This is a genomic window from Erwinia sp. SLM-02 (assembly GCF_037450285.1).
GTDB lineage: Bacteria > Pseudomonadota > Gammaproteobacteria > Enterobacterales > Enterobacteriaceae > Erwinia.
The window spans coordinates 241,317-266,613 of sequence record NZ_JAQISN010000005.1 but is presented as its reverse complement, the minus strand read 5'-3'; the positions used below and the strand labels follow the sequence as shown (position 1 = coordinate 266,613).

Genomic DNA, 25,297 nt, shown 5'->3' with positions numbered 1-25,297 from the left:
ATGCTGAACCTGCTGCTCAACCGCGTCGGCCAGTCGCTGCTGGTGATGTTCGGTGTCTCGCTGCTGATTTTCTTCAGCCTGCATATTACCGGCGATCCCGCTGCGCTGATGATGCCGCCCGGCTCCAGCCAGCAGGAAATTGATACCTTTCGCCACAGCATGGGCTTCGATCGCCCGCTGCTGTGGCAGTACGGCCACTATCTTAACGGCGTGCTGCACGGGGATTTCGGTGACTCGCTGCGCTACAGCCAGCCGGTGCTGGCGCTGATTGGCGAACGGCTACCTGCCACCGCCCTGCTGGCGGTCAGCGCCCTGGCCTGGAGTTCGGTGCTGGGCCTGCTGCTGGGCATCGTCAGCGCCCTGCGCCCGCACAGCTGGCTGGATCTGCTGTGCCGCCTGGTGGCGTTCAGCGGCCAGGCAATCCCGGTTTTCTGGCTCGGGCTGCTGATGATCCTGCTGTTCAGCCTGCAGTTACAGTGGCTGCCCTCCAGCGGCTACGGTACCGTGGCCGCGCTGGTGATGCCGGCCATCAGCCTCGGAGCGTTCTACATGAGCGCGGTGGCGCGGCTGACCCGTGCCAGCCTGCTGGACGTGCTGCAAACGGACTATATCCGCACCGCCCGCGCCAAAGGCCTGAGCGCCTGGCGCATCGTTGTGCGCCACGGCCTGCGCAATGCGCTGATCCCGGTGATTACCGTGCAGGGGATGTATTTTGCCTCGCTGCTGGGCGGCGCGCTGGTCACGGAAATTATCTTCGCCTGGCCGGGTATTGGCCGGCTGGCGATTCAGGCGATACAAAACCGCGACTTCCCGCTGGTGCAGGCCATCGTGCTGCTGGCCGCGCTGGTGTTTGTGGTGATTAATCTGCTGATCGACCTGCTGTATCTGGCGCTGAACCCAAGGATCCGCTTATGAGCCGCCTCAATGCCACCCTGGACCTGCTGAGTGAACTCACCCGCTGGCGCAGTGTGGCGGGTGAGAAGGAAGCACAGCGTGGGCTGGCCGCCTGGCTGGAGCAGTGGATGGTCGACCGGCTTGGTGCCGCCGTGGTGCTGCCGGTGGCTGCACAGTCGCACGACACGCCGCCGCTGGTTCACGTGCGTATTGATAACGGCGGTGAGCGCACCGTGGTGCTTTACAACATGTACGACGTGATGCCCGCCGACGACAGCGGCTGGGACGTGCCCCCATTTGTGGGTGGTCTGTGCGACTGGCCCGAACTGGGCCGGGTGTTTGTCGGGCGCGGTGCCGAAAATAATAAAGGCCCGGTCGCGGCGATGCTGATCCTGCTCTGCGAGCTTCAGCAGCAGCGGCGGCTGGACTTCAATATTGAAATCCTGCTGGAAGGCGAAGAGGAAGTCGGCAGCGGCACCCTGCGCCGCTATCTGGCGCAGCAGCCCTGCCCGATCGCGCCAGCAGAAGCGGTGCTGTTTCCCTCTCTGTGCGAATACGGCGGCGGCGCTCCGCGTGTCTACCTCGGATTCACCGGGCTGGCCACGGGCCGTTTAAGCGTCAGCGGCGGCGAATGGGGCGGGCCGTCTTCCGCCATCCACGCCAGCAACGCGGGATGGATTGCCAGCCCCGCGTGGCAGCTGGTCAATGCGCTGAACGCCATTGCCCCCGCCGCCGACAGCGGCGTGCTGGGCCGTCTGATGCCGGACGAAGAGGCCAACCTGCTGCTGGCTAAACTGGCCGACTCGTTCAGCCTTAAGGATGAACTACGCTTTCGCCGCAGCCAGCGGCTGATGATTGAAGGCGACACGCTGAGCTGCCTGCAGACGCTGCTCGGCAGCGCCGTACTGACTCTCGCCGAGCTGCACAGCGATCCGCCCGGCGGCCGTGGGGTGATCCCGTATCGTGCCAGCGCGGAGCTGGCGTTCCGCATCCCGCCGGGCTTTGACCAGGAGGCGATGATCGAACGCGCCCGCCAGCGGCTGGCGCAGCCCGATCTGGCCGGAAGTGAACTGGCCCTGTTCGACAGCTACCCCGGCGTTCGCTTCGCCCGCAGCGCCAACGGCGTGGATGCGCTGATCGCCAGCTATCGGGCGCTGAACGCCACGCCGCAAATCTGGCCGTGGGCGCCGGGCTGCGCGCCCGCCTACGCCTTCGCGGCGGTTGCCCCGGCCTTTCTGATCGGCGGGCTGGGCCACGGCGGTAACGCCCACGCCGTTAATGAGTTTGTCACGCTGGAAGGACTCGAACGCTTCCAGCAGTCGCTGAGCCTCTGGCTCACAGGATTCAATGATCCGGCCTCTGGCCGGGTCGCGCGCCACACCAGGGAAACACCAAAGACTATTAAAACAGGTAAAAAACCATGAAATCAGTTGAAGAGTTCGAACGCGTTCCGCTCGGCTTCTTCCCCACCCCGCTTGAGCCGCTACCCCGGCTCAGCGAGGCGCTGGGGATTACGCTGAGCATTAAACGCGATGACTACAGCGGCTTCGGCGGCGGGGGCAATAAGGTCCGCAAGCTGGAGTATCTGATGGCCGAAGCCCGCCGTTCCGGGGTCAATGTGGTGATCACCACCGGCGGGCATCAGTCGAACCATGCCCGCATGGTGGCCGCGGCGGCACGCAAGTTTGGTATGCGTCCGGTGCTGGTACTCCGTGGGAATCCGCCGTCCAGCTGGCAGGGCAACCTGCTGCTGGACAAGCTGTTCGGGGCCGAGGTGCAGTTTCTTGACCCGGACGGCTACTTCACCCAGATCGAAGGGGCGATGCAGGCGCATGCCGATAAGGCCACTGCCAACGGCGAAACCCCGCTGATTATTCCGCTCGGCGGCGCGACGCCGCTGGGCGCGCTGGGCTACGTGCGGGCGGTGGAAGAGATTGCCGCACAGCTGGAGCCTGCAGGCACCGCCGCCCCGGACTTTATCGTCGCACCGACCGGTTCCGGCGGCACGCTGGCCGGGCTGCACGTGGGCACCCGCCGCTACTGGCCGGACAGCCGGGTGGTGGGCATCAGCGTCAGCGCCAAAGCCGACTGGTTCCAGCCGCGCATTGCCGGCATGGCGCAGGACTGCGCCGATCTGCTGCAGTGGCCGCAGCAGTGGCAGCCGGAGGATATCTGGATTGAGGACGACTATGTCGGCCAGGCCTACGGCGTGCCGTCGGACGGCGGCATTGAGGCGATCTACAAACTCGCGCAGTCGGAAGGCGTGCTGTTAGATCCGGTCTATACCGGCAAGGCGATGCACGGTCTGTTCTCGCTGGTTGAACAAGGTAAAATCCCGCAGGGATCGCGCGTCACCTTTATTCACTGCGGCGGTTCCCCGGCGCTTTATCCGTTTGCCGACCGCCTGCTGGAGCAGTAGTGGACGGCCTGCTGCGCGTCCTTAACGACGCTGACGTCGCCCGGCTGGGCGGCGCGGACGTGGCGCTGGCGCTGGAGGATGTCCGCGAGGTGGTGAAGCTGATGCGGCTCGGCGAGGCGCAGATGCCCGGCGAGAACGCCGTCGATCTCGCCACGCCGCTCGGCAAAGCGTATGCGCTGCCTGCCCGCGTCGGCGGCCGCTTCAATGCCGCCGGGGTGAAGTGGACGGCGCACCGGCCGCAGCGGCCGGATGCCTTCCCCGCCGCGCTGGCCCTGACGCTGATTAACGATGCGCAGAACGGCGTGCCGCGCGGCCTGCTGGCCAGCGGCGCGTTAACCGCCGCCCGCACCGCCGCCGTCACCGCCCTGGCATTAATGCACGCCGCACCGCAGCCGGTGAAGCGCGTGCTGCTGCTCGGCAGCGGTATCCATGCACAGGCGCATTTGCAGATGCTCAGGCAGCTGTTCCCGGGCCTGGCGCAGATTGGCGTCTGGAATCGCACCCCCGAAAACATTCTTTCCGCCGCCGATCTGACGGTTGAAACCGACCTTGATCGGGCGCTGGCACAGCCGTATGACGCGGTGATCACCTGCACCAGTGCGGACCGGCCGATGTTAACCGAGACCGCCGTCCGCCCGGGCCGGATCGTCATTCAGGTGGGCTATCACGAGGTGAGCTTTGACGCCATCCGCGCCAGCGATCGGGTGGTGGTGGATGCGTGGGGCGATTTTGCCGAGCGCAGCGCCAAAAGCCTGTTCCAGATGTACCGCGCCGGGCTGTTTCAGCCGCAGGAGGTGGCCGCCGATCTGGCCGCGCTGGTGCTGGACGGCTGGCGCGCCGCACCGGACGAGAGCGTCTACTTCTCTTCCTTTGGCCTGAACGTTTTCGATATCGCCCTTGCCGCCCGCGTGCTGCAGGCTGCGGAACGGGGCGGAGTCGGGCAACGGCAGTCGCTGTTTACGGGAGCACTTCAATGATTATCTCAGCTCAAGCGCTACACCTGCGCCAGTCGCGCGGCGAGCATTTTCTGCTGATTGACGTCCGCGATGCCGCCGAATGGCAGCAGGCCACGCTGCCCGGTGCGTTACACTGTAACGTGTATGACTATTTTATTGCCGACAGCACCGAGGCGGGGCTGGCGCTGATGGCCGCTGAGGCCGCCACCGCGCTGGAGCCGCTGCTGGCATCATATCCCGCTGCCACGCCGGTCTTTTTTGAGAATCAGATCGGGATGCGTTCGCCGCGCGGTGCCTGGTTTGCCTGGCTTCTCGGCCATGAGGATGCGCTGATCCTGGACGGCGGCATTGAGGCCTGGCGAGAAGCCGGGTTTGCAACCGCTGCCGGGCAGGGGTTAAGCCGGACGATCGCGCATCAGTCGGTGGCAGAAGCGCCGTTCTGGAACCGGGATCTGGTCTGCACCCGTCAGCAGGTGCAGGAGGCCGACGGCGTTGCGGTGATTAACGTCGATGCCCGCCGGCCCAGCGAGTTCGACGGTAGCTTTGCCCACGACTGCTGCCCGCGCGCGGGGCGCATTCCGCATTCCGCGCTGCTGTTCTGGGAGGATGTGGTGGCCGGGGGGCATTTCCTGCCGCCGGAGGAAATCCGCCAGCGCGCGCTTGCCGCCGGGCTGCGCGAAGAGGCAAAACTGCAGGTTTACTGCCATCGCGGCGCGCGGGCGGCTACGGTGCTGGCGGCACTGAAACGGGCGGGATTCAACGATGTTTCAGTGTACGTCGGCTCATGGCACGAGTGGGCCGAACATCCCGAACTGCCGCTACTGCGCGGCAGCTGAGCGCTGCGCCAGCGCCTGATGGACATCGGGCGCGGCGGCCAGCAGCTGCAGGGTGTAAGGATCCTGCGGCTGGCCGATCACCCGTTCGGTCGCCCCTTCCTCCACCACTTTACCGTGATACATCACCATGATGCGGTCGCACAGCTGGCGCACCGCGCTGAGGTCGTGGCTGATAAACAGCACCGACAGGCCGAGCCTGTGGCGCAGTTCGTTAAACAGCGCCAGGATCTGGCCACGAACCGATAAATCCAGCGCGGCCACTGCTTCATCGGCCACCAGCAGCTTCGGCTCCATCGCCAGCGCGCGGGCAATCACAATGCGCTGCCGCTGCCCGCCGGAGAACGCGCCCGGCAGTCGGCCGGCATGCTGCTCCTGTAATCCCACCAGCGTTAACAGCTCTTTGACCCGGGCCTGCACGGCCGCTTCGCCTTTGCGCAGCTGCCAGACCCGCAGCGGTTCGGCAATCTGCTCGCCGACGGTGATTTTTGGATTCAGGCTGGAGTAGGGATCCTGGAAGATAATCTGACAGTGGCGGCGCAGGATTTTACGCTGCCGTCCGTGCAGCACCTCTCCCTGAAAGCGGATCTCCCCGTTATCGGCCTCAATCAGCCCGATCGCCGCGCTGCCCAGCGTGGTTTTACCGGAGCCGGACTCGCCGATCACCCCAACAATTTCGCCCTCTGCGATGCTGAGATCCAGCGGATGCAGCACGGTCTGCCGCTGAGCGGGCCAGAACGGCAGCGTGCGAGGCAGCGGATAGCTTTTGCACAGCGCGCTCAGCTCAAGCAGCGGCTGCGTTTTGACCGGGGCCTGCGACGGCAGCTGCGCCACCGAGGCCGCAACCAGCCTGCGGGTATAGGGATGAACCGGGTTGCCAAGCGTGGCAACCGTTTCCCCCTGCTCTACCAGCTGCCCCTGCTGCATGACGCAGACGCGATCGGCATAGCGGGCGACCACCGACAGATCGTGGGTGATCAGCAGAATGCCCATGCCCATTTCCCGCTGCAGATCCTGCAGCAGGCTGAGAATCTGTGCCTGGATGGTGACGTCCAGCGCGGTGGTCGGTTCATCGGCAATCAGCAGGCCCGGCTGCCCGCTTATCGCGCTGGCAATCATCACCCGCTGGCGCATGCCGCCGGAAAGCTGGTGGATATACTGCTTCGCGCGCAGCGCGGGGTTGACGATGCCCACGCGATCCAGCAGGGCAACGGCCTCCTGCTGCGCCTGCTTCCAGCTCATCCGACGGTGGCGCACCAGCACTTCGGCAATCTGCTCGCCGATGCGCAGCGTGGGGTTCATACTGGACATCGGCTCCTGAAACACCGTGGCCATGCGGCAGCCGCGCAGCGATTTCACGTTGCCGGCTTCCAGCCGCCGGCCTTCAAAGCTCAGCTCACCCGCTGCACGCTGCACGCCCGCCGGCAGCAGATCCATCACCGCCAGCGACGTCAGGGTCTTACCGGAGCCGGATTCTCCCACCAGCGCCAGAATCTCCCGCGGGTTAAGATGAAACGAAACGTCATCGACCAGCAGACGGCCGTCTGGAGTCTCCAGCGACAGGTTTTCAACGGACAGCAGGCGGGAATGCGTCATCGGAGCAGGCTCTCTTCAGGCTTAAAGAATACATGATATATTCTGCGTTATAGCGCCTCAAGAACAATAGGTTTTCGTTCTGACCCGAATGGAATAAGGCCGATCGGGCCAGGCGTTTTACTGCACGACAAGACAGATAACGCGATCGCCGCTGCGAACCAATGAACAGAGACGAGAGTCTGGGGTAATTTAAAGCGCTTTATAACGCTTCTATTTTTTATTTCCATCATTAAAGGCTTAAATAACAGCTCTTATGTTATAATTCGGATAGTGTTCTTGATGCTGCTATAAAAGTGTTCTATACAGCCGTTATGTGTCTTTAAATTGATTTGAGGCTTTTATTATGTCTCTTAAACTTTATTCCGAATCGGCGCTGATTGCCCAGCTGGGGCAACGCCTGCGCGAGCATCGGCTGCGCCGTAACCTGCTGCAAAAAGAGCTGGCCGCAAAGGCGGGGATTTCTGTCTCGGCGCTGAAAAAGCTGGAAAGCGACGGTAAGGTGACGCTGGAAAACTTTATGAAGGTGGTGTTTGCCCTGCGGCTGGAAAGAGAGATGACCGGCCTGTTTGAACTCCCGGCAATGAGCATCGCGCAGGTCGAAGCGCTGAAAGCCCCCACCCGGCAGCGGGCGGCGAAGCGCAGGGTGCGGCCTGCGGCGCAGGATGCAGGCAGAAATGAGGGAAAATAATGAATAACTACGCTCCGCTCCGGCGGCTGGACGTGATCTATGAAGGCTGGGGAGAAAACTGGGCGCTGGGTACGCTGGCCGAAGGCCGCCAGCGCGGCGAGTGGCTGTTTGAATATTCTGCGCAAAGCATCGATCGCGGCATAGAGTTTTCGCCGCTGCTTCATCCGCCCGTCAGCACCACCTATGCCGATTTTGAGCGCCATCAGGAAGGGATCCCCGGATTTATTGCCGACTCCCTGCCCGACGGCTGGGGGCGGCTGTTAATGGACCGGCTCCTGCGGCGCAATGCCATTGAGCCTGCGGCACTCTCTCCGCTGGACAGGCTGGCGATGCTGGGCAGCAACACCATGGGGGCGCTCACTTACCGGCCGGTAATGGAGGTTCCGGGACAGGCGTCGGAGCAGCATACGATTAACGATCTGCTGCTGCTGGCGCGTGAAATCGAAGTGGAGGTTGCGGGTCTGGATTCTGACGTGCTGCCGGAGCTGGTGCGGCTGGGCGGCTCGCCGCACGGTGCGCGGCCCAAGGTATTGCTGGATTTTGAACCCGCCAGTGGCAAAATCCAGTCGTCGCCGTTTGCCGGCAGCGATCCCTGGCTGATCAAATTCCCGGCGGCGCAGGAGGCCGCCTGGGTCTGCGCGCTGGAAGAGGTCTATGCCCGGCTGGCGCGAAAGGCCGGTATTGAATTCCCTGAAAGCCGCTGGTTCGCGCTGGGCGACGGGCTGGCGGCCTTCGGCGTGAAGCGTTTCGATCGCCATCAGGGAATGCGGGTGCCGACCGTCAGTATGGCGGGTGCGCTGCAGGCCGACTTCCGCCTGCCCTGTCTGGACTACAGCGATATTCTGCAGGCCACGGCGATGATTACCCGCTCGGCCACCGAACGGGAAGCGCAGGCGCGCCGCATGGTGTTTAACGTGATCGTGAATAATCAGGACGACCACGCCAAAAACTTTGCCTTCAGCCTCAACCAGAATGAGGAATGGCGCATCTCCCCCGCCTACGACATCACCTTCCAGAGCGGGCCGGGCGGCCAGCACCAGTCTTCCGTTGCCGGGCATGGAAAAAACATCAGCCGCAGGGCGCTGATAACGGCAGCGAAATCGGCCGATATCAGCGAGAAGACCCTGAACCGGATTATCGAAGAAGTCTGCGACGTTGCGGCAGCCTTTGTCGCCACGGCAAAAGAGCTGGGCGATGCCATTCCGGCGGCGGTGATTAACGAGGTGAATGCGAAGATTCAGGCCAGCATCCGGGCGCTTTAACCCGCTGGTGAGGCGAAGGGCGCTTTCGCCGCTGCCGGCAGCGGCGCTTTCGCCAGAGGGTGGAATACAGGCCGCCTGCTTTCACAGGCGGCAGTAATCATCAGAACAATACCGAATAGTTCAGGCCAAACGTCCGGCCCCGGCCCTTATAGGTATACAGCCCAGCAGCCCCGTAGGTCGGGCTGTAGAGCCCCGGCGCACGCTGTCCCCATGCGGTGGTGTAATCCTCGTCCAGCAGGTTTTCAACGCTGAAGCTCAGCTTGCCGACCGGCAGCGCGTAGCTTCCCAGCAGATCCACGGTGTTGTAGCCGTCGATTTTCTTACCGGCCTCGTCGGACAGCGAGAAGGTCTGGGTGCTTTGCAGACGCAGCGTCCAGTCACCCGGTGCCCAGCCGACCCATGCACTGACCTTCGACGGGCTGGCGCTGTCTACGGTCAGTTTCTTCCACTGGCCGTCAACGCGGGTTTCAGATTTTATGGCGTTAAAGTTGGCACCGGTACTCCATTCACCGTCGTCGAAGAAGTAGTCCACCTGCCCTTCCACGCCGTAAATCCGGCGCTTATCGTCATCGATATTAATGGTCATATCGGATTTGTTGATGCTGATGGTTTTATCCGACAGCGAATAGTACCCGGCGATCTGCGTGCGCAGGTTATCGCCGATCAGGCGCCAGCCCAGCTCATAGGAATCGACCTTAATACCATCAAGTTTGGAGTCGTTGACGTTGACGCTGTTAAGCAGGTTGTAGTGGCCGTTGTTCAGCTGATAAGTGCCAGAGCCGTAATACTTTGCCAGGTCCGGCAGCTCAAAGCCCTGTGAAAAGTTAAACCACAGCTGCTGGCGATCCGTCAGATGGCCGAGGATCCCCGCGTTGAACAGCAGATTGTTGTAATCGGTTTTGCCACCCGGCACGGCATCGGCGGAGGTCGCTTTGCCGCTGGCGATAGCCTGCTGCTGGGCGTAGCCAACGAAATCCTCAACCTTGTTTTCGGTGTACTGATAGCGCACGCCGCCGCTCAGGGTAATCGCGGCAATGTCGTAGCTGCTTTGCAGGAACGGGGCAACGTTGGTGATGCTGTAGCCCGGATAGCGGCCGACGTTATAGGCATTGTCCAGTTTCATGCCGCCGCTTTCTGCGGCCCGGGCAAGGTTGAAGAACTGCTGATTGGCATCGAAGGTTTCGTGCTCAGCATCCAGACCCCAGGTGAGTGTCAGGTCGTCCAGCGGTTTGCTGTTGATGGTCAGCTTGCCGCCGTAGAAATCGGTTTTCTGCTGCGAGGCGCCAATCGACGTAACTTTACCGGCAGAAAGCGTCGGGAATGGATAGAAGCTCAGGCTTTCATCACGATAGTAAATCTGAGCCACCAGGTCCTGGCCCCAGAAATCGGTATTGGCGTACTGCAGGTTAATCAGGTGGCGTTCGGTGCCCGGCAGCCGGTCGGAGTCCAGGTTGCCCTGGTTGTACGCACTTCCGGTGCCGGTGACCGCCGAGAAGTTTTCTCCCAGATACAGGCCGTGCTTACCGTCGGACTGGCTTTTGTAATACTGCGTGGTCAGCTGTAGCTGCTGGGTCTCGTCGATATTGATCGTGCCGGTGCCCATCAGATCCAGTCGGTCTGAATACTGCAGGCCGGTCTGGGTATTATCGATGATAACTTCGTTGCCTTTGCCGTCATACCAGCCGCCGTAGCGCTGATACGCCACCGATACGCGCCCGGAGGCTTTTTCATCACCGCCGCTGACCGCAGCGGCAATATTTTCGTCACGATCGTTATGGCTGTTAAAGCCGCTTTTCAGCCCGGTCTGGAATTCAACCTGGGTACCCGTCTGGCCCTTTTTAGTGACGATGTTGATCAGGCCGCCGGTGCTGCCGCCGCCGTACAGCGAGGTGGCACCGGAAATGACTTCAATGCGTGAAATATTAAACGGATCGATGGAGTCCAGCTGGCGGCTGTCGCTGCGCGAGGAGTTCAGGCGCACACCGTCAACCATCACCATCATCGAGCGGCCGCGCATATTCATGCCGTAGTTGGTCCGCCCCTGGCTGCTGACATCCATACCGGGGATCAGCTGCGCCAGCACTTCTTTCAGCTCTTTCCCGCCCTGTACCTGCTGCTCGATTTCGCCCTGCTCTATTACCCAGGTGGTTTGCGCCATATCGGTCACGCTGTGGTTTGCGCGGCTGGCGGCAACCACCAGCGTGTCGTCTTTCTGCCCCTCCGCCCAGCTCCCGGTGGAACACATCATCAGTAAACAAGGATTTAAAGCCCAGAGAAAACGGTACTTCATGTCATAAATTCCCTTATAAGGAGAAAAATGCGGCTGTCAGCGTCCTCCAGCCGATAAAAATCATACCTGCTAGCGATAATGATAACTTTTATTATATTAATACTTATTAACATGTAAACACCATTTGTAACAACGTGACGATCGGGGACAAGGAGAAACACGCCCAGACAGGAGGCGGACGCAGAGGGGAAATAATGCGCGTAAGGGAATTAAATTCGTATTTATGACGGCGGTGAAATGCAACTAAACGAGCATTTATCCATGCGGGATAGCATCAGAAAAATAGGGCCTCGCCCGGCTTTCTCTTCAATAAATCAGATTTATTTATCTGATAATATTCTTATCGCTAAAAATTCCAACATCATGAAATAAATGATCTTTATTAGCATTTTCTGCTGAGTACATGATAAAGTTGCTTTTAAAATCATCTATATTCTTCCTGGTGTAGAGTTATGCAGCACGAGATAGAGCAGTACATATCAGTTATTCTTAATGAATGGATTCCCCTGAGAGCGAGTCTGCGCGAGGATACCGTAGCGTTATTATCTCAAATCGCTGAGTCCGAGTCAGAAAATCTGACCGGCAAATTCTATGACAGCATGTTGAAAGATCCCGATACCGCCACGCATCTTTCTTACGAGCTGGTGCAGGTCCAGCTGAGCCGCTCGCTGATTAAATGGCTCAAAGCCGTGCTCTGCGTGAAGACCGACGAGCTGGAGCCGCTGGCGAAACAGCAGTACCACATCGGCGGCGTGCATGCGCGGATCGGCATCCCCATCCAGTTTGTTCAGCGCGGCTCCCGTCAGATTAAATATGGCATTTACCAGTATCTGAAAGAGTATGACGCCGATCGTGCGGTCATTTTTGAAGTGAAACATTACTCATCAATGGCGATTGATATGGCGATTGAACTCATGAGTCACGCTTATGCGATGTCTCATCATCGCGCCACGCAGAACGAAGAGTCCTATCGGCTGCACGTGCTGATGAACAATTCGGACCTCGAACAGGGCAAGCAGCAGGCGGCGTTATCGAGCTGGGAAAACGGCGTGATGTACGATCTGATCAGCGGCGCCAGGAAGACCGAATCGTTAATCAGCCTCTCCAGTTCCGGGTTTGGCCTGTGGTTCCGGCACAAATGCGTGAAGAATTTCGGTGAAGATCGCAAAGTGAGTGAAATTCGCCAGTTCATTGAGGCGATCGACCAGGAATTACTGGCCGTTGATGCCGGCGTGGAGCTGGAAGTAAAACAAACGCAGGAACTGCTGCGCGTCATTCATTCCAACTGCCAGCAGATACACATGAATCTGGAAATGTTATTCAGCGACGCCGCGAATATGAAGGACGGCAAAGATGCGCTGACTAATCTGCTGAATAAACGCTATCTGCCGACGATATTAAAACATGAGGTGAGTCTGGCGATTGAAAATAAGCTGCCGCTGAGCGTGGCGATTATTGATGCCGACTATTTCAAGAAGATTAATGACAAATGGGGCCATCCCGTTGGCGATCGCGCCCTGATGCATATTGCTGGTCTGCTGGGCGATAATATCCGCTCCAGCGACTATCTGTTCCGCTACGGCGGGGAAGAGTTTCTGCTGATTCTGGTGGAGGCCGGCGAGTTCGACGCCCGCACCTCGCTGGAGCGGATCAGAAGAACGATCACCAGTACCCCTTTTGAAGTGCTGCCGGGGGAAACCATCCAGATCACCGTCAGTATCGGCTACGCGATCCATAACGGCCATCCCGACTACAACCTGCTGCTGAACAATGCCGATGCTGCCCTTTACGCCGCGAAGCGCAACGGCAGAAACCGGATAGAGCGGTTTTGATTTCGAAACGGTCAGTTAGCGAATTAACCCCGTGCCGTGAGCATCCCTGCTCCACGCCACCCGGGGTCTGAGCGGAAGAGAATTAACGCAAAGGCTTGCCGCGTACCGGCGCATCGCCCGCCACGTAATAGTCGGCGGTGCTGCGCGGCAGCGGCGTGCGGCCGCGAACAGCGTCGGCAATCTTTTCACCGATCATAATGGTGGTGGCATTCAGGTTGCCGGTGATAATCAGCGGCATAATCGAAGCGTCCACCACGCGCAGGCCGTCCAGGCCATGCACGCGCCCTTCCCCGTCAACCACCGCCATCTCGTCGTTACCCATTTTGCAGGTGCCGCACGGGTGGTAGGCCGTCTCGCCGTGGTTGCGCACGAACTCATCCAGCTCTGCGTCGGTCTGGTACGCGTCACCGGGGCTGATCTCTTTACCACGGAAGGCATCCAGCGCGGGCTGATTGATAATCTCGCGGGTGATGCGGATCGCCGCGCGGAATTCAATCCAGTCCTCTTCATCCGCCATGTAGTTAAACAGAATGCTCGGGTGCTGGCGCGGGTCGCGGGATTTCAGCTGCACGCGGCCGCGGCTTTTGGAGCGCATCGACCCGACGTGGCACTGGAAGCCGTGGGCTTCGACCGCGTTGGAGCCGTTGTAGTTAATCGCCACCGGCAGGAAGTGATACTGAATGTTCGGCCAGGCAAACGCGGCGTCGCTGCGGATAAAGCCACCGGCTTCAAACTGGTTGCTGGCGCCGATACCGGTGCCGTTAAACAGCCACTCCGCGCCGATTTTCGGCTGGTTCCACCATTTGAGCGCCGGATAAAGCGAAACCGGCTCTTTGCACTCGTACTGCAGATACATTTCCAGGTGATCCTGCAGGTTCTCGCCCACGCCGGGCAGGTCGTGCACCAGCGGGATGTCAAACTGCTTTAACAGTTCGGCCGGGCCGACGCCGGAGCGCTGCAGGATCTGCGGCGAGGCAATCGCCCCGGCGGAGAGCAGCACCTCTTTACGGGCGTCGGCGCGATGCAGCGTATCGCCGTCACCCACCAGATATTCCACGCCCACGGCGCGTTTACCGTCGAACACGATGCGGTTGGTCAGCGCGTGGGTGATGATTTTCAGGTTCGGACGCGGTTTCGCCTGGTCCAGATAGCCGCGTGCGGTGCTGGAACGGCGGCCTTTCGGCGTCACGAAGCGATCCATCGGGCCGAAACCTTCCTGCTGATAGCCATTCAGGTCTTCGGTGCGCGGATAACCGGCCTGCACGCCCGCTTCCACCATCGCGGCGAACAGCGGATTGTTGCCCGCCTTCGGCGTGGTGATGCTGACCGGGCCGTCGCCGCCGTGCCAGTCGTTGGCCCCGGTGTCGCGGTTTTCCAGCTTGCGGTAGTACGGCAGGCAGTCGAGGTAGCTCCAGTTCTCCAGGCCGGGCTGCTGCGCCCAGCCGTCGAGATCCAGCGCATTGCCGCGGATGTAGCACATGCCGTTAATCAGTGACGATCCGCCCAGGCCTTTACCGCGTCCGCACTCCATCCGGCGGTTGTTCATGTGCGGCTCCGGGTCGGTTTCATAGGCCCAGTTATAGCGTTTCCCCTGCAGCGGGAAGGCCAGCGCCGCCGGCATCTGCGTGCGAAAATCAAAGCGATAGTCCGGGCCGCCCGCTTCCAGCAGCAGCACGTTCGTGTTTGCGTCTTCGGTCAGGCGGGTGGCCAGCACGTTACCTGCCGAACCCGCACCGATAATAATGTAATCAAATTCCATGAGTTGCTCCTCTAAGCTGGGATTAAAACACCGACTGGAAGGTGGCCATCTCAATCTGTACTGACTTGACCTGCGTGTAGTTTTGCAGGGTCATCACGCCGTTTTCGCGGCCGATGCCCGAGTGCTTGTAGCCGCCTACCGGCATTTCAGCAGCGGACTCGCCCCAGGTATTGATCCAGCAGATACCGGCCTCAAGCTGGTGGATCACGCGGTGCGCGCGGTTCAGGTCGCGGGTGACCACGCCGGCGGCCAGGCCGAATTCGGTGCCGTTGGCGCGGCGAATCACTTCCTCTTCCTCGTCGTAGCTGAGGATCGACATCACCGGCCCGAAGATCTCTTCACGGACGATGGTCATCTCGTCGCTGCAGTCGGTAAATACGGTCGGTGCCACCCACGCGCCGTCGTCGAAGCCTTCGCCGGTTAAGCGCTCGCCGCCGCACAGCACGCGTGCGCCTTCGGCCTTGCCGCTGTCGATAAAGCGCATTACGTTGTCACGATGGGCGAAGCTGACCAGCGGGCCGAAGTTGGTTTGCGGATCGTTGAGGTCACCGGCGCGAATGCGGGAAACGCGGAAGCGGATTTTGGCTTCAAACGCGCTCTTGAGGGCCGAAGGAATAAACACGCGGGTGCCGTTGGTGCAGACCTGGCCTGAACTGTAGAAGTTGGCCATCATGGCGATATCCGCCGCCAGATCCAGATCGGCGTCGTCGAAGATGATCAGCGGCGATTTACCGCCCAGCTCCATCGTCACCTCTTTCAGGGTCGAGCCTGCGGCGTTGGCCATCACCTTCTTGCCGCTGACCACGCCACCGGTGAAGGAGACTTTATCGATGCCCGGATGCTCGGTCAGCAGCTGTCCGGTGACCGCACCGATGCCCGGCAGCACGTTAAACACGCCGTCCGGCACGCCCGCCTCGGTATAGATTTCGGCCAGTTTCAGCGCGGTCAGCGGGGTGACTTCGCTCGGTTTGAAGATCATCGCGTTACCGGCGGCCAGCGCCGGGGCGGATTTCCACAGGGCAATCTGGATCGGGTAGTTCCACGCGCCGATGCCGGCCACCACGCCCAGCGGTTCGCGGCGGGTGTAAACGAATGAGGTTTCACGCAGGGGGATCTGCTGGCCTTCCAGCGACGGGGCCAGACCGGCGTAATACTCCAGCACGTCCGCACCGGTAACGATATCGACGCTGGCGGTTTCGCTCAGCGGTTTACCGGTGTCGAGGGTTTCCAGCTCCGCCAGCGCGTCGTTGCGCTCGCGCAGGATGTCTACCGCACGGCGTAAAATGCGTGAGCGTTCCATGGCGGTCATCGCGGCCCAGATTTTCTGGCCTTTACGCGCGGCGTTCACGGCGCGATCGACGTCGGCGGCACCGGCGGCATGCACCTGGGCCAGCACTTCACCGTTAGCGGGGTTGATGGTGTCAAAACGCTCACCGCTTTCTGCTGCGACGTAGCCGCCATCAATATAGAGTTTCTGCTCCGGGAATCGTGACATGGTATCTCCTTTCTCAGGTTATTCGGTTCGTGCAAGCTGTTGACGAATAAAGCGGCTGGTCAGCGTCAGCGCCAGCTCTTCGTCAAACGGTTTGCCGCTTAGCGCGGCACGTAGCCAGAGGCCATCAATCAGCGAGGCCAGTCCGTGCCCGGCAATGCGCGCCGCTTCTCGCGGCAGTTCCCTGCGAAATTCCACCACTAACATGCTGAACAGCCTGCCGCTGCTGACCCGCTCCAGGCGGTGTAATGAAGGCTGATGCATGCTGCTGGACCAGAAATCCAGCCAGGCCTTCATGGCGGCGCTGTGGACCTGCGTTTTATCAAAGTTCCCTTCAACGATGGCACACAGCCGGGCCTCTGCCCCGGCACCGGCCAGTTTTTCCAGCCGTGCCGCCACGGCGTCGCGCAGCTGGCGGGTCACATCACGCATGGTCGCTTCCAGCAGACCGTTCTTGTCTTTGAAGTAGTGGCTGATGATGCCGGTAGACACGCCAGCCCGCTTTGCAATCTGCACAATGGTGGCATCGTTAATGCCGACTTCATTGATGGTATTCAGCGTGGCATCTATCAGCTGTCTCCGCCTGATTGGCTGCATCCCTACCTTTGGCATATCCTCAACTCCACGAGTAAAACGAGACCCTAGTGTAACTTTTTATTGATTGAACGTTCAATATAAAATGTTTTGTTGCTAGTATGTATGTGTTGCAGGCGATTCGTTACGAACCGCAAGTAATTGTTGTTAATTCTTTTGTTGAGTCAAAACCAGAGGTAATTGATGAATAATCCACCTGCCAGTGAAAAGGACAAAATCAATCCCGTGGTGTTTTACACGTCCGCCGGGCTGATTTTGTTGTTTTCCCTGATGACGATTCTCTACAGCGACCTCATGGCGAGCTGGATACTGCGCGCCGTTAACTGGGTTTCCGCCACGTTTGGCTGGTATTACATGCTGGCCGCCACGCTGTACGTGGTGTTTGTGATTTATATGGCCTGTTCGCGCTACGGGGCGATCAAACTGGGTCCCGAACAGTCGAAGCCGGAGTTCAGCATTCTGAGCTGGGCGGCGATGCTGTTTGCCGCCGGTATCGGTATCGATCTGATGTTCTTCTCGGTAGCCGAACCGGTGACGCAGTATCTGCAGCCGCCGGAAGGCCAGGGGCAGACGATCGAAGCGGCCCGTCAGGCGATGGTCTGGACGCTGTTCCATTATGGCCTGACCGGCTGGTCGATGTACGCCCTGATGGGCATCGCGCTGGGTTACTTCAGCTACCGCTACAATCTGCCGCTGACTATTCGCTCCGCGCTTTACCCGATCTTTGGCAAACGCATCAACGGCCCGATCGGCCACACCGTTGATATCGCCGCCGTGATCGGCACCATTTTCGGCATCGCCACCACGCTCGGTATCGGCGTGGTCCAGCTGAACTACGGGCTGAAGGTGCTGTTTGATATCCCGGAAGGGCTGGGGGCGCAGACGGCGCTGATCGTGCTGTCGGTGGTGATTGCGACGATTTCCGTCACCTCCGGGGTGGATAAGGGCATCCGCATCTTATCCGAGCTGAACGTGGCGCTGGCGCTGTTCCTGATCCTGTTCGTGCTGTTCTTCGGCAACACCGAATTCCTGCTGAACGCGCTGGTGCTGAACGTCGGGGACTACATCAACCGCTTTACCGGCATGACGCTGAACACCTTCGCCTTCGATCGCCCGGTCGAATGGATGAACAGCTGGACGCTGTTTTTCTGGGCGTGGTGGGTGGCCTGGTCACCGTTTGTTGGCCTGTTCCTCGCGCGTATTTCACGCGGCCGTACCATTCGTGAGTTCGTGCTCGGCACGCTGATTATTCCGTTCACCTTTACCCTGCTGTGGCTGTCGGTGTTTGGTAACGCCGCGCTGTACGAGATTATTCACGGCGATGCGGGTTTCGGTCAGGAAGTGATGAACCACGCCGAACGCGGCTTCTACAGCCTGCTGGCGCAGTACCCGGCCTTTAAGTTCAGCGCCTCGGTTGCCACCATTACCGGTATGCTGTTCTACGTCACCTCGGCGGATTCAGGATCGCTGGTGCTGGGTAACTTCACCTGCAAACTCAAGGACATCAACAGCGACGCGCCGAACTGGATCCGTATTTTCTGGTCGGTCACCATCGGTCTGCTGACCCTGGGTATGCTGATGACCAACGGTATTTCCGCGCTGCAGAACGCCACGGTGATTATGGGGCTGCCGTTCAGCTTCGTGATCTTCTTTGTGATGGCCGGTTTGTATAAATCGCTCAAGGTGGAAGATTACCGCCGGGTGAGCGCCAACCGCGATACCGCCCCGTATCTGGCCAGCGCGCACGACCGCCTGACCTGGAAGAAACGCCTGTCGCGCCTGATGAACTATCCCGGCTCGCGCTATACCGAGCAGATGATGCAGGGCGTGGTTTATCCGGCGATGCAGGACGTGGCGAAGGAGCTGGAGCTGCGCGGTGGGAAAGTGATGCTGGAAAGCCTGCCGGCGCAGGAAGGGGAAGATCTCGGCCATCTCGAGCTTCGCGTACACCTTGGTGACGAGCAGGACTTCGTCTATCAGGTGTGGCCGCAGAAATACTCGGTGCCGGGCTTTACCTATCGCGCCCGCAGCGGCAAATCCAGCTACTTCCGTCTGGAAACCTTCCTGCTGGAGGGCAGCCAGGGCAACGACCTGATGGACTACAGCAAGGAGCAGGTGATTATCGATATTCTCGATCAGTACGAGCGCCACCTGAACTTTATCCACCTCAACCGCGAAGCGCCGGGCAACAACCTGACCTTCCCGGATATGTAAATGCAGTACCGCACGCGGCGTTCTGCCGCGTGCTCTCTCTCCTCAGTTCATCACCAGCCCGCCATCCACATTCAGCGTTTGTCCGGTAACAAACTCGCTCCAGTCCGAGGCCAGGAACAGCACCGGCCCGGTAATATCCTCCACGCCTGCCACCCGCCTGAGCGGAGTCTGTGCTTCCAGCGCTGCACGAACGTCCTGCCGCGTGGTGCGGCTGGCATCCGTCGGGTAAACCAGCCCGGGTGCCACGCAGTTGACGCGAATACCCAGCGGGCCCAGCTCGGCGGCCAGCGTACGGCTGAAGCCAATCAGCGCCGCCTTGGCGGTGATGTAGTCGTGATAGGGAACGGACGGACGGGCGACCAGATCGCTGACCAGATTGACGATGCTGCCGCGCGCGCGGGACCGCATCAGCGGCAGCGCGGCCTGACAGACCTGATACGCCGCGCCGACCGCGCCGTCGAACTGCGTTTGCCAGGCAGACCACGGCGTTTCCCAGAAGCGCAGGCGGTTATCGGTATCGAAGACGTAAGGCGCAAAGGCGTTATTGACCACGGCATCGAGGCGGCCGGATGCCGTACCGATGCGATCCATCAGCGCGGCCACCTGCTCCGCCGAGGTGACGTCGGCCTGGATCGCCAGCGCTTCCCCGCCCAGCGCCCGGCATTGTGCCACCACGTCCCCGGCGGCGGCGGCATTACGCAGGTAGTTCACCACCACCAGCGCCCCTTCGGCGGCAAAGGCTCTGGCGATTGCCGCGCCGATTCCCCGGCTGGCACCGGTGACCAGGATTGTTCGGTTGGCGAATTTCACTGGGCGGCTCCGTTCGGGATCAGGTCGGATTTCACCACCTGACTCATATCCAGCGAGCGGGAAATGATTCCCAGGCGGGTAAAGGCATCCGCGCCCTGCTGCATCAGCGCCATATCGAAATGCCCCAGCCCCGCTTTTTCCGTGGTAGCGGAAACGCTGGAGAGGTTGCGTAGCTTAATCACTTCGAGGTTGATCGCCTCATCCCGTCCGTTTATCGCCCGGGTTACGGCAATTTTTGCCGCTTCCTGCGGTTCAGCAATCATCCACGCGGCGCTGTCGCGATACGCACTCAGAAAGCGCCTCAGCAGCGGCTTTTTCGTCCGCCAGGTCTGCTCGGTGACCACAAAGATATCGCTGGGCACGTTGAGGTAGTCTTTCACCTCGATCACATTGACCTCCGGCAGCCCCTTGAGGCGGCCCGTCAGCAGGCCGGTATCGGTGGCGGCGGTGGCGTCCACCTGCCCCTGGATCAGCGGCGCGAAGTTCAGCAGCCCGGTGACTTCCAGCTTCACGTCAGCCTCGCTCATGCCCGCCTGGTTCAACAGCACCTGCAGATTCTGCCGGGTGCCGCTGGACAGGCTGTAAACGCCAATTCGTTTGCCCTTCAGATCGGCAGGCCTGGTGATGCCGGACGCTTTCGGTGCCACCACGTTGAACACGTTCTGCGGATAGATGTTGTAAATCGCGATAAGCTTCTCCCCTTTATTCAGCGCGTGATAGAAAGAGGCCGGATCGGTGAAGGCAACGTCCGCCCTGCCGGTCAGCATGGTCTGGATGGCCGAAGCACCGCCGGTGCCGGGCACATAATCCAGCGCGATGCCCTGCTTTTTAAAGAACCCTTTATCCGGCTCGGCCAGCAGGTTAGTGATTTCGCTGATCGGCTGGCTCCAGCCCGCCACGGTGACGGTTTCTTCGCCGTGCGCCAGCGTGGGCAGGCTGCCGAACAGCAGGGCAAAAACGAGGGAGATCGACGAACAAAGACGGCAGAACTGTCGGGACATTTTAATGGTTCCTGTGATGGCGCAGCAGAACGCGTTCCAGCGTCAGCGCGGCGTGACAAAAAAGCATTCCGAGAACGGTGATAACAACCAGCAGGGCAAACATCAGCGCCGAATCCATCACCCCCTGCGCGGCAATAATTGACGCCCCCAGCCCGGCGCGGCCGCCAATAAATTCACCGACGACGGCCCCGACCAGCGCCAACACCACCGCTACACGCATACCGGCGAGGATCACCGGCAGCGCGGTGGGCAGCTTCAGCCGCCAGAGCGTTTGCAGGCGCGTCGCCCCGAGCATGCGGAACAGCTCAAGACGGGCGGGATCGACCCGCGTCAGGCCAGCGACGGTGTTTTCCATCAGCGGGAAGAAGCAGATCAGAGCGGTAATCACCACCGTTGAGGTGATGCCGAAGCCGAACCAGATAATAAACAGCGGGCCGAGCGCCAGTTTGGGGATCACCTGGCTGGCGACGATATACGGATGCAGCAGCCGCCGCAGAAAGCCGACTTCAGCCAGCACGATACCGGCCGGCAGGCCGATCGCGCAGCCCAGCGCCAGGCCGAGAGACATCTCCAGCGCGGTAGTGAAAATATGCGGCCACAGCCGTCCGCTGGCGAGTTCCTGCCACAGGGTCTGGAAAACCTGGCCGGGTGCGGGGACCACCAGCGGGGAGATCCCGCCAGTGCGGCAGGCCAGCTCCCAGCCCGCCAGCAGGATCAGCAGCAGCAGGATCGCGCAGAGTCTGGCCTTCATCGCAGACTGTCCATGGCGTGGCGCAGCTGCCGGCACAGAGCGTTAAAGGGCTGGCCGTAGCGAATATCACTGCCGCGCGGCCTGGGCAGGTCGATGTCCAGCACGTCGTTCACCCGCCCTTCGCCCATCACCGCAACGCGGTCCGCCATATACACCGCTTCGGCAATATCGTGGGTGACAAACAGCGCGGCGATCTGCTGCCTGTTGCAGAGCACCAGCAGGTCGTCCTGCAGCTGTTCGCGGGTCAGGGCATCGAGGGCGGCAAACGGCTCATCCAGCAGCAGCAGGTGCGGGTCACCGATCAGCGCGCGGGCGATGGCAACCCGGCTTTGCTGCCCGCCGGACAGCTGGTGCGGGAAGCGCTCCGCCAGGTGGCCAATGCCCAGCAGGTTCAGCAGATCTCTGGCTTTCTCAACCCCCTGCTTCTGCTGACGCTTAAGGGCCAGCGGCAGCAGCACGTTGTCCAGCACGCTCAGCCACGCCAGCAGCGTCGGTGACTGAAAAACAAAGCCGGTGGACGGATCCGGGCCGTGCAGCGCCCGCCCGTTCACCCGGATGTGGCCTGCGTCCGGCGAAAGCAGTCCGGCCGTCAGTTTCAGCAGCGTCGTTTTGCCGCAGCCGCTGCGACCAACCAGGCAGTGAAAGGCACCGCGCGGGATGTGCCAGCTGACCCGATCCACCACCGGCTGCGCCCTGCCGTGGGAAAAACGCACCTCGTCAATCGCGACAAACGCCGCAGCGTCAGCGTCAGTCGGCATAGGCGGCGTACTCCTCGCTGGCGGCGTCGGCGGCCCCGTCGATCTCGGTAAGGGTGACCAGGTCGAGCAGGCTGAAGCGGCCATCGTGATGCCAGCCCGCCTCCGGCGAGGTCATGGCACCCAGCGCGGCGATGCGGGTGACGCCAGCCTGCCCCAGCCGCCCGGCAATAGCGAACAGCTCTTCCGGCGAGGCTGCCACGCCTGCGGTCTGCAAAAATCGGCGCTGCGGGGCGATCAGGCCAGTCACCTCGTCCAGCGAGTCAACCGGCACGATTTTCACCGTGCGGGCGAACGCAGAAGGCGACAGCGGTTCAGCCTGATGGGTGTACACGACCGCCCAGCCGTCGGCCGGATCGCCAAACAGCGTGCGGTCACCGCTCAGCGCGCGCATTTCCTCCGCACTGCGCCAGGTGGCAACGGCGTTCTGTTCAGCCAGCGTCAGCGCGCCTCGCGGGTATTTGCGTTCCAGGGCGGATAGCGCGTGGGCAACACAGGCGGCAAACTCCTCCGGTGACTGCACGCCGCCGCGCTCCACGAACAGCATCTGCGGGGAATAGCAGCCTGCCTGGTCGTAGCGCATCACGTCAAAAGCCGCGCGGCGGGCCAGATCCGGGCCTTTACGGCTGTCCAGCGCCGAGCGTGAAACCAGCCCGAAGCTGATTTTGTGGCCGTGGGGCAAGAATCGCGTGGTGACCGGCAGCCGCTGCCGGATGGCCGCCAGGGTCGGGTTACTGCCGTAGGCGAGCACGGTATCCGCCTGCCGCAGCCAGGCGTTTTCGGTGGCCGTTTCGCCGCCCTTCCACCAGACCACCGCCAGACAGTCGCCGAGTTTCGGGTCGACTTCCGCCAGCAGCTGCGCGAACCAGCCGGCCATCAGCGGCTCGCTGCCCGGCAGCTTGCCGAGGGTTCCGGCCTTGACCAGCAGGCCGCCGATCAGGCTCCACAGCGGCAGGCCCGGAACATTTCCGGCCCAGATATGCAGCAGCAGCGACGGGCCGTACGCGCGGGCAAAGCCGCCTTTCGGCCGTGGCTGGAAATCGTCGAGCATTTGCGGAGCGGCAAAATCCTCGGCCAGAAACCGCTTCAGCTGCGGCTGGCGAAAGGTTTTCAGGTAGCCGGTCAGTCCGAGGCGGATCGTCTCCGTGTCATAGCCGGTGACCACCGGCAGCAGCCGTTCGGCACGGATACGCAGCGGATGGCTGCGGTCCAGCAGCTTCGCCACCGCCCGGTCGATGATGCTCACGATCTGCACCACGCTGAGCGTGCTGAGGTAGTCGCGGGCATGGCGGCGGATGTGCGTGGACAGCGCCTCAATCTGCGCTTCGGTCAGCTCCGGTACGCAGACTTCCAGGCGTTCGCCCTCGCGGCTGAAGTGCAGGCTGCGCCACTGCACCTCGCTGGCGTCCAGGCCCGGCAGATAACCGGCGACCTCCCTCACGGCGTCACCTGCGCCGCGCGGAGAAAATCCTCCATCGCCAGCGAACAGCCCCGGGCATCCGTCCCGGCCACCCTGCCCAGCAGCCGGAAACCGCCTGCCACCCTCACGCCCGCATCTTCGGTCAGGATGGCGGCCGCGCAGTTAAAATGCGCCAGATCGTGATGCACCAGTACGCCAATCTCCCCCTCCGGGACATCCTCTCCGGTCAGCGGATTAACCACGCGGGAACGGATCCAGTGCGGGCCGGATTTCACCGGCGGGCAGACGGCGTTACCGTCGTCGTAGAACTGGCTGCTCAGCTCGGTCATGCCGTACATATTGATGCAGCGGCTGCGCGGTACGCCAAGCATGTCCGTCAGCGCATCATAGAATTCGTCCGGCTGAATTTCCCGCGACTGGCCTTTAAACCCGCCGGTATCCAGAATTCGGCTGCCTGCGGGCAGGCGGAAGCGGCGCTGCTGGCGCTGCATCTCATCCAGCAGGTGGACAAAGCTGTAGCTGGCCCCCAGCAGCGCATAGGGTTCGCCGGTGCTTTCCGCATGTTCCAGCGCGGCGAACAGGCGCGGCAGTTCCAGCCCGCTGTCGGCGCTGACCAGCACCTCGCTGTCCGCGGTACCAAATTCCGCCACCGCCAGGGTTAGATAGTGCGCCAGCGAAGAGTTGGGCAGCGCGCGGTTATCCGGAAACAGGATCCCCATGCGGATGCGTTCCGTTCCGGCCATAAAGCGGCGGCGGAAGTTCAGGCGCATTGACTGTTTCCACACCTCCAGCGTGGGATGGTAGCTGCGGCCCCGCACGCTGCCGGTGGTGCCGCTGGTCATAAACACCGTGGAGATTTCTTCCACCGGGCGACAGCTGAGCGTCAGATCCTTGAAGGCGGTGATCGGCACGGCGGGGATTTTCTGCCAGCTTTTTACCGTCAGCGGGGTGCGCCCTCGCTGGATGGCAAAGCGACGATAGGAAAGATTGTGTTCAAACTGATAGCTGAAGATATCCAGCGCCAGCCGGTTGAAGTCGGCGTCGGTGGTATCGTCGCGCTGCAGAAAGGTCAGTAAGGCTGAAATGATTGCCGCTTCGGTCATGTCCGTTTCCATCCTGGTATTGTGCAACGGCTCCCCGGTAACGCATGGAGAGCGAGATCTGTCCGCTGCAAAGCACAAAGATGGAAAAAGGGCGTGTGGGCACCCATTGTCCCGCATCCCTACGCCGGTATTAGCCGGATCAGGTTCGGAGGGTCACCACGCTGTTTGAACGTATCAAACCGGTGGAATCTCAGCCCCCTGACAGGGCACCCCTTGGAACAAGGCGCAGTCTAGGGCGCGCGTGGACCGGGTGTCAAGGTGATTACAATTCGTCACAAACTGTCGGGTTTAAGAGGCTCAAGGTTACGTTTCTCTGCGGCTGGCGAATGAAACAGGGTGGGGAATTAATTCCGGAAGGTTATGGATAATATATTTCTGGTGACGGATGTGTTTATTTTATTAAACAGAGAATAAGATTATTCCTGCCTTGATTCTGTCTTCAACCTCATCAACTCCTTCACTTTTCGTGAGTTATCGCTTCCCTGTTTAATTAATTGCGTTGCCAGGTTCGGATAATTCTCATAATGCTGTCAGGTAAGCATTATTTATATGGGAGGACCAATTTTTCCGTGTAACTTTATGTATACAAAAAGACGTAAAAAGACATGGATTATTACAAACAAAGGGC

General features: G+C 60.9%; 20 protein-coding genes and 1 riboswitch. Of the genes, 9 read left to right on the top strand and 11 right to left on the bottom strand.

Annotated elements, in window-relative coordinates; genetic code table 11:
- The 5 genes from PGH32_RS22370 to PGH32_RS22350 are packed head-to-tail and all read left to right on the top strand — an operon-like array spanning position 1 to position 5,105.
- Entirely contained in the window at positions 1-915 is a 915-nt protein-coding gene (locus tag PGH32_RS22370) for an ABC transporter permease (RefSeq protein WP_337895197.1), read from the top strand.
- Positions 912-2,318: a M20 family metallopeptidase gene (locus PGH32_RS22365; RefSeq protein WP_337895196.1), complete on the top strand. Its 1,407-nt coding sequence runs from the start codon at positions 912-914 to the stop codon at positions 2,316-2,318. Before PGH32_RS22370 ends, PGH32_RS22365 begins: the two co-directional genes overlap by 4 nt.
- Positions 2,315-3,313 (top strand): 1-aminocyclopropane-1-carboxylate deaminase/D-cysteine desulfhydrase, encoded by a 999-nt coding sequence (locus PGH32_RS22360; RefSeq protein ID WP_314419072.1) that lies wholly within the window; start codon positions 2,315-2,317, stop codon positions 3,311-3,313. The genes PGH32_RS22365 and PGH32_RS22360 overlap by 4 nt, the downstream gene beginning before the upstream one ends.
- Positions 3,313-4,290, top strand: coding sequence for an ornithine cyclodeaminase (locus PGH32_RS22355; RefSeq protein WP_337895195.1), 978 nt, complete (start codon positions 3,313-3,315; stop codon positions 4,288-4,290). Before PGH32_RS22360 ends, PGH32_RS22355 begins: the two co-directional genes overlap by 1 nt.
- Positions 4,287-5,105 (top strand): sulfurtransferase, encoded by an 819-nt coding sequence (locus PGH32_RS22350; RefSeq protein ID WP_337895194.1) that lies wholly within the window; start codon positions 4,287-4,289, stop codon positions 5,103-5,105. Before PGH32_RS22355 ends, PGH32_RS22350 begins: the two co-directional genes overlap by 4 nt.
- Here PGH32_RS22350 and PGH32_RS22345 read toward each other — a convergent pair.
- Positions 5,088-6,698: an ABC transporter ATP-binding protein gene (locus PGH32_RS22345; RefSeq protein ID WP_337895193.1), complete on the bottom strand. Its 1,611-nt coding sequence runs from the start codon at positions 6,696-6,698 to the stop codon at positions 5,088-5,090. The two genes, PGH32_RS22350 and PGH32_RS22345, sit on opposite strands and share 18 nt — an antisense overlap.
- Positions 6,699-7,041: 343 nt before the next feature.
- Here PGH32_RS22345 and PGH32_RS22340 point away from each other — a divergent pair, with 343 nt between their 5' ends.
- A complete protein-coding gene (locus tag PGH32_RS22340) occupies positions 7,042-7,386 on the top strand; it encodes a helix-turn-helix domain-containing protein (protein WP_314419066.1) in 345 nt (114 codons plus the stop codon).
- Positions 7,386-8,648: a type II toxin-antitoxin system HipA family toxin gene (locus tag PGH32_RS22335; RefSeq protein WP_337895192.1), complete on the top strand. Its 1,263-nt coding sequence runs from the start codon at positions 7,386-7,388 to the stop codon at positions 8,646-8,648. Before PGH32_RS22340 ends, PGH32_RS22335 begins: the two co-directional genes overlap by 1 nt.
- A 100-nt stretch (positions 8,649-8,748) precedes the next feature.
- Here the strand turns inward: PGH32_RS22335 and PGH32_RS22330 are convergent, their stop codons facing one another.
- Complete coding sequence (locus tag PGH32_RS22330) at positions 8,749-10,938, bottom strand: TonB-dependent siderophore receptor (RefSeq protein WP_337895191.1); 2,190 nt, start codon at positions 10,936-10,938, stop codon at positions 8,749-8,751.
- Positions 10,939-11,390: 452 nt separating this feature from the next.
- On the opposite strand from PGH32_RS22330, the gene PGH32_RS22325 reads away from it, so the two are divergent.
- Complete coding sequence (locus PGH32_RS22325) at positions 11,391-12,770, top strand: diguanylate cyclase (RefSeq protein ID WP_337895190.1); 1,380 nt, start codon at positions 11,391-11,393, stop codon at positions 12,768-12,770.
- Between the two features lie 82 nt (positions 12,771-12,852).
- Here the strand turns inward: PGH32_RS22325 and betA are convergent, their stop codons facing one another.
- Genes betA through betI form a run of 3 tightly spaced genes read right to left on the bottom strand, consistent with a single transcriptional unit; the run spans position 12,853 to position 16,633 of the window.
- On the bottom strand, positions 12,853-14,529 hold the full coding sequence (gene betA, locus PGH32_RS22320) for a choline dehydrogenase (RefSeq protein ID WP_314419062.1): 1,677 nt from the start codon (positions 14,527-14,529) through the stop codon (positions 12,853-12,855).
- Between the two features lie 22 nt (positions 14,530-14,551).
- Complete coding sequence (gene betB / locus PGH32_RS22315) at positions 14,552-16,024, bottom strand: betaine-aldehyde dehydrogenase (protein ID WP_337895189.1); 1,473 nt, start codon at positions 16,022-16,024, stop codon at positions 14,552-14,554.
- An 18-nt stretch (positions 16,025-16,042) separates the two neighbouring features.
- On the bottom strand, positions 16,043-16,633 hold the full coding sequence (gene betI / locus PGH32_RS22310) for a transcriptional regulator BetI (RefSeq protein ID WP_337895188.1): 591 nt from the start codon (positions 16,631-16,633) through the stop codon (positions 16,043-16,045).
- 165 nt (positions 16,634-16,798) lie between these two features.
- Between betI and PGH32_RS22305 the strand changes: the two genes are divergently transcribed.
- The gene (locus PGH32_RS22305) at positions 16,799-18,829 is read left to right on the top strand and encodes a choline transporter (protein ID WP_314419057.1); all 2,031 of its coding nucleotides are present in this window, start codon (positions 16,799-16,801) and stop codon (positions 18,827-18,829) included.
- A 42-nt stretch (positions 18,830-18,871) separates the two neighbouring features.
- Here PGH32_RS22305 and PGH32_RS22300 read toward each other — a convergent pair whose 3' ends face one another.
- The 6 genes from PGH32_RS22300 to PGH32_RS22275 are packed head-to-tail and all read right to left on the bottom strand — an operon-like array spanning position 18,872 to position 24,669.
- Positions 18,872-19,639 carry an SDR family oxidoreductase gene (locus PGH32_RS22300; protein WP_337895187.1) on the bottom strand — a complete coding sequence of 256 codons (768 nt, stop codon included), beginning with the start codon at positions 19,637-19,639 and terminating at the stop codon, positions 18,872-18,874.
- Positions 19,636-20,640, bottom strand: coding sequence for an ABC transporter substrate-binding protein (locus tag PGH32_RS22295; protein ID WP_337895186.1), 1,005 nt, complete (start codon positions 20,638-20,640; stop codon positions 19,636-19,638). The genes PGH32_RS22300 and PGH32_RS22295 overlap by 4 nt, the downstream gene beginning before the upstream one ends.
- Before the next feature lies 1 nt (position 20,641).
- Positions 20,642-21,391, bottom strand: a complete 750-nt coding sequence (locus tag PGH32_RS22290; RefSeq protein WP_337895185.1) for an ABC transporter permease — start codon at positions 21,389-21,391, stop codon at positions 20,642-20,644.
- Positions 21,388-22,149 carry an ABC transporter ATP-binding protein gene (locus tag PGH32_RS22285; protein ID WP_337895184.1) on the bottom strand — a complete coding sequence of 254 codons (762 nt, stop codon included), beginning with the start codon at positions 22,147-22,149 and terminating at the stop codon, positions 21,388-21,390. The genes PGH32_RS22290 and PGH32_RS22285 overlap by 4 nt, the downstream gene beginning before the upstream one ends.
- The gene (locus PGH32_RS22280) at positions 22,139-23,587 is read right to left on the bottom strand and encodes an acyl-CoA reductase (RefSeq protein ID WP_337895183.1); all 1,449 of its coding nucleotides are present in this window, start codon (positions 23,585-23,587) and stop codon (positions 22,139-22,141) included. Before PGH32_RS22280 ends, PGH32_RS22285 begins: the two co-directional genes overlap by 11 nt.
- Positions 23,584-24,669: a LuxE/PaaK family acyltransferase gene (locus tag PGH32_RS22275; RefSeq protein WP_337895182.1), complete on the bottom strand. Its 1,086-nt coding sequence runs from the start codon at positions 24,667-24,669 to the stop codon at positions 23,584-23,586. Before PGH32_RS22275 ends, PGH32_RS22280 begins: the two co-directional genes overlap by 4 nt.
- Before the next feature lie 99 nt (positions 24,670-24,768).
- Positions 24,769-24,893: riboswitch (TPP riboswitch) on the bottom strand.
- Between the last annotated feature and the right edge of the window lie 404 nt (positions 24,894-25,297).

Coding starts and splice junctions, on each gene's coding strand:
- PGH32_RS22370 (WP_337895197.1), top strand. CDS start 1: ATGCTGAACCTGCTGCTCAACCGCGTCGGCCAGTCGCTGCTGGTGATG.
- PGH32_RS22365 (WP_337895196.1), top strand. CDS start 912: ATGAGCCGCCTCAATGCCACCCTGGACCTGCTGAGTGAACTCACCCGC.
- PGH32_RS22360 (WP_314419072.1), top strand. CDS start 2,315: ATGAAATCAGTTGAAGAGTTCGAACGCGTTCCGCTCGGCTTCTTCCCC.
- PGH32_RS22350 (WP_337895194.1), top strand. CDS start 4,287: ATGATTATCTCAGCTCAAGCGCTACACCTGCGCCAGTCGCGCGGCGAG.
- PGH32_RS22345 (WP_337895193.1), bottom strand. CDS start 6,698: ATGACGCATTCCCGCCTGCTGTCCGTTGAAAACCTGTCGCTGGAGACT.
- PGH32_RS22340 (WP_314419066.1), top strand. CDS start 7,042: ATGTCTCTTAAACTTTATTCCGAATCGGCGCTGATTGCCCAGCTGGGG.
- PGH32_RS22335 (WP_337895192.1), top strand. CDS start 7,386: ATGAATAACTACGCTCCGCTCCGGCGGCTGGACGTGATCTATGAAGGC.
- PGH32_RS22330 (WP_337895191.1), bottom strand. CDS start 10,938: ATGAAGTACCGTTTTCTCTGGGCTTTAAATCCTTGTTTACTGATGATG.
- PGH32_RS22325 (WP_337895190.1), top strand. CDS start 11,391: ATGCAGCACGAGATAGAGCAGTACATATCAGTTATTCTTAATGAATGG.
- betA (WP_314419062.1), bottom strand. CDS start 14,529: ATGGAATTTGATTACATTATTATCGGTGCGGGTTCGGCAGGTAACGTG.
- betB (WP_337895189.1), bottom strand. CDS start 16,024: ATGTCACGATTCCCGGAGCAGAAACTCTATATTGATGGCGGCTACGTC.
- betI (WP_337895188.1), bottom strand. CDS start 16,633: ATGCCAAAGGTAGGGATGCAGCCAATCAGGCGGAGACAGCTGATAGAT.
- PGH32_RS22305 (WP_314419057.1), top strand. CDS start 16,799: ATGAATAATCCACCTGCCAGTGAAAAGGACAAAATCAATCCCGTGGTG.
- PGH32_RS22295 (WP_337895186.1), bottom strand. CDS start 20,640: ATGTCCCGACAGTTCTGCCGTCTTTGTTCGTCGATCTCCCTCGTTTTT.
- PGH32_RS22290 (WP_337895185.1), bottom strand. CDS start 21,391: ATGAAGGCCAGACTCTGCGCGATCCTGCTGCTGCTGATCCTGCTGGCG.
- PGH32_RS22285 (WP_337895184.1), bottom strand. CDS start 22,149: ATGCCGACTGACGCTGACGCTGCGGCGTTTGTCGCGATTGACGAGGTG.
- PGH32_RS22275 (WP_337895182.1), bottom strand. CDS start 24,669: ATGACCGAAGCGGCAATCATTTCAGCCTTACTGACCTTTCTGCAGCGC.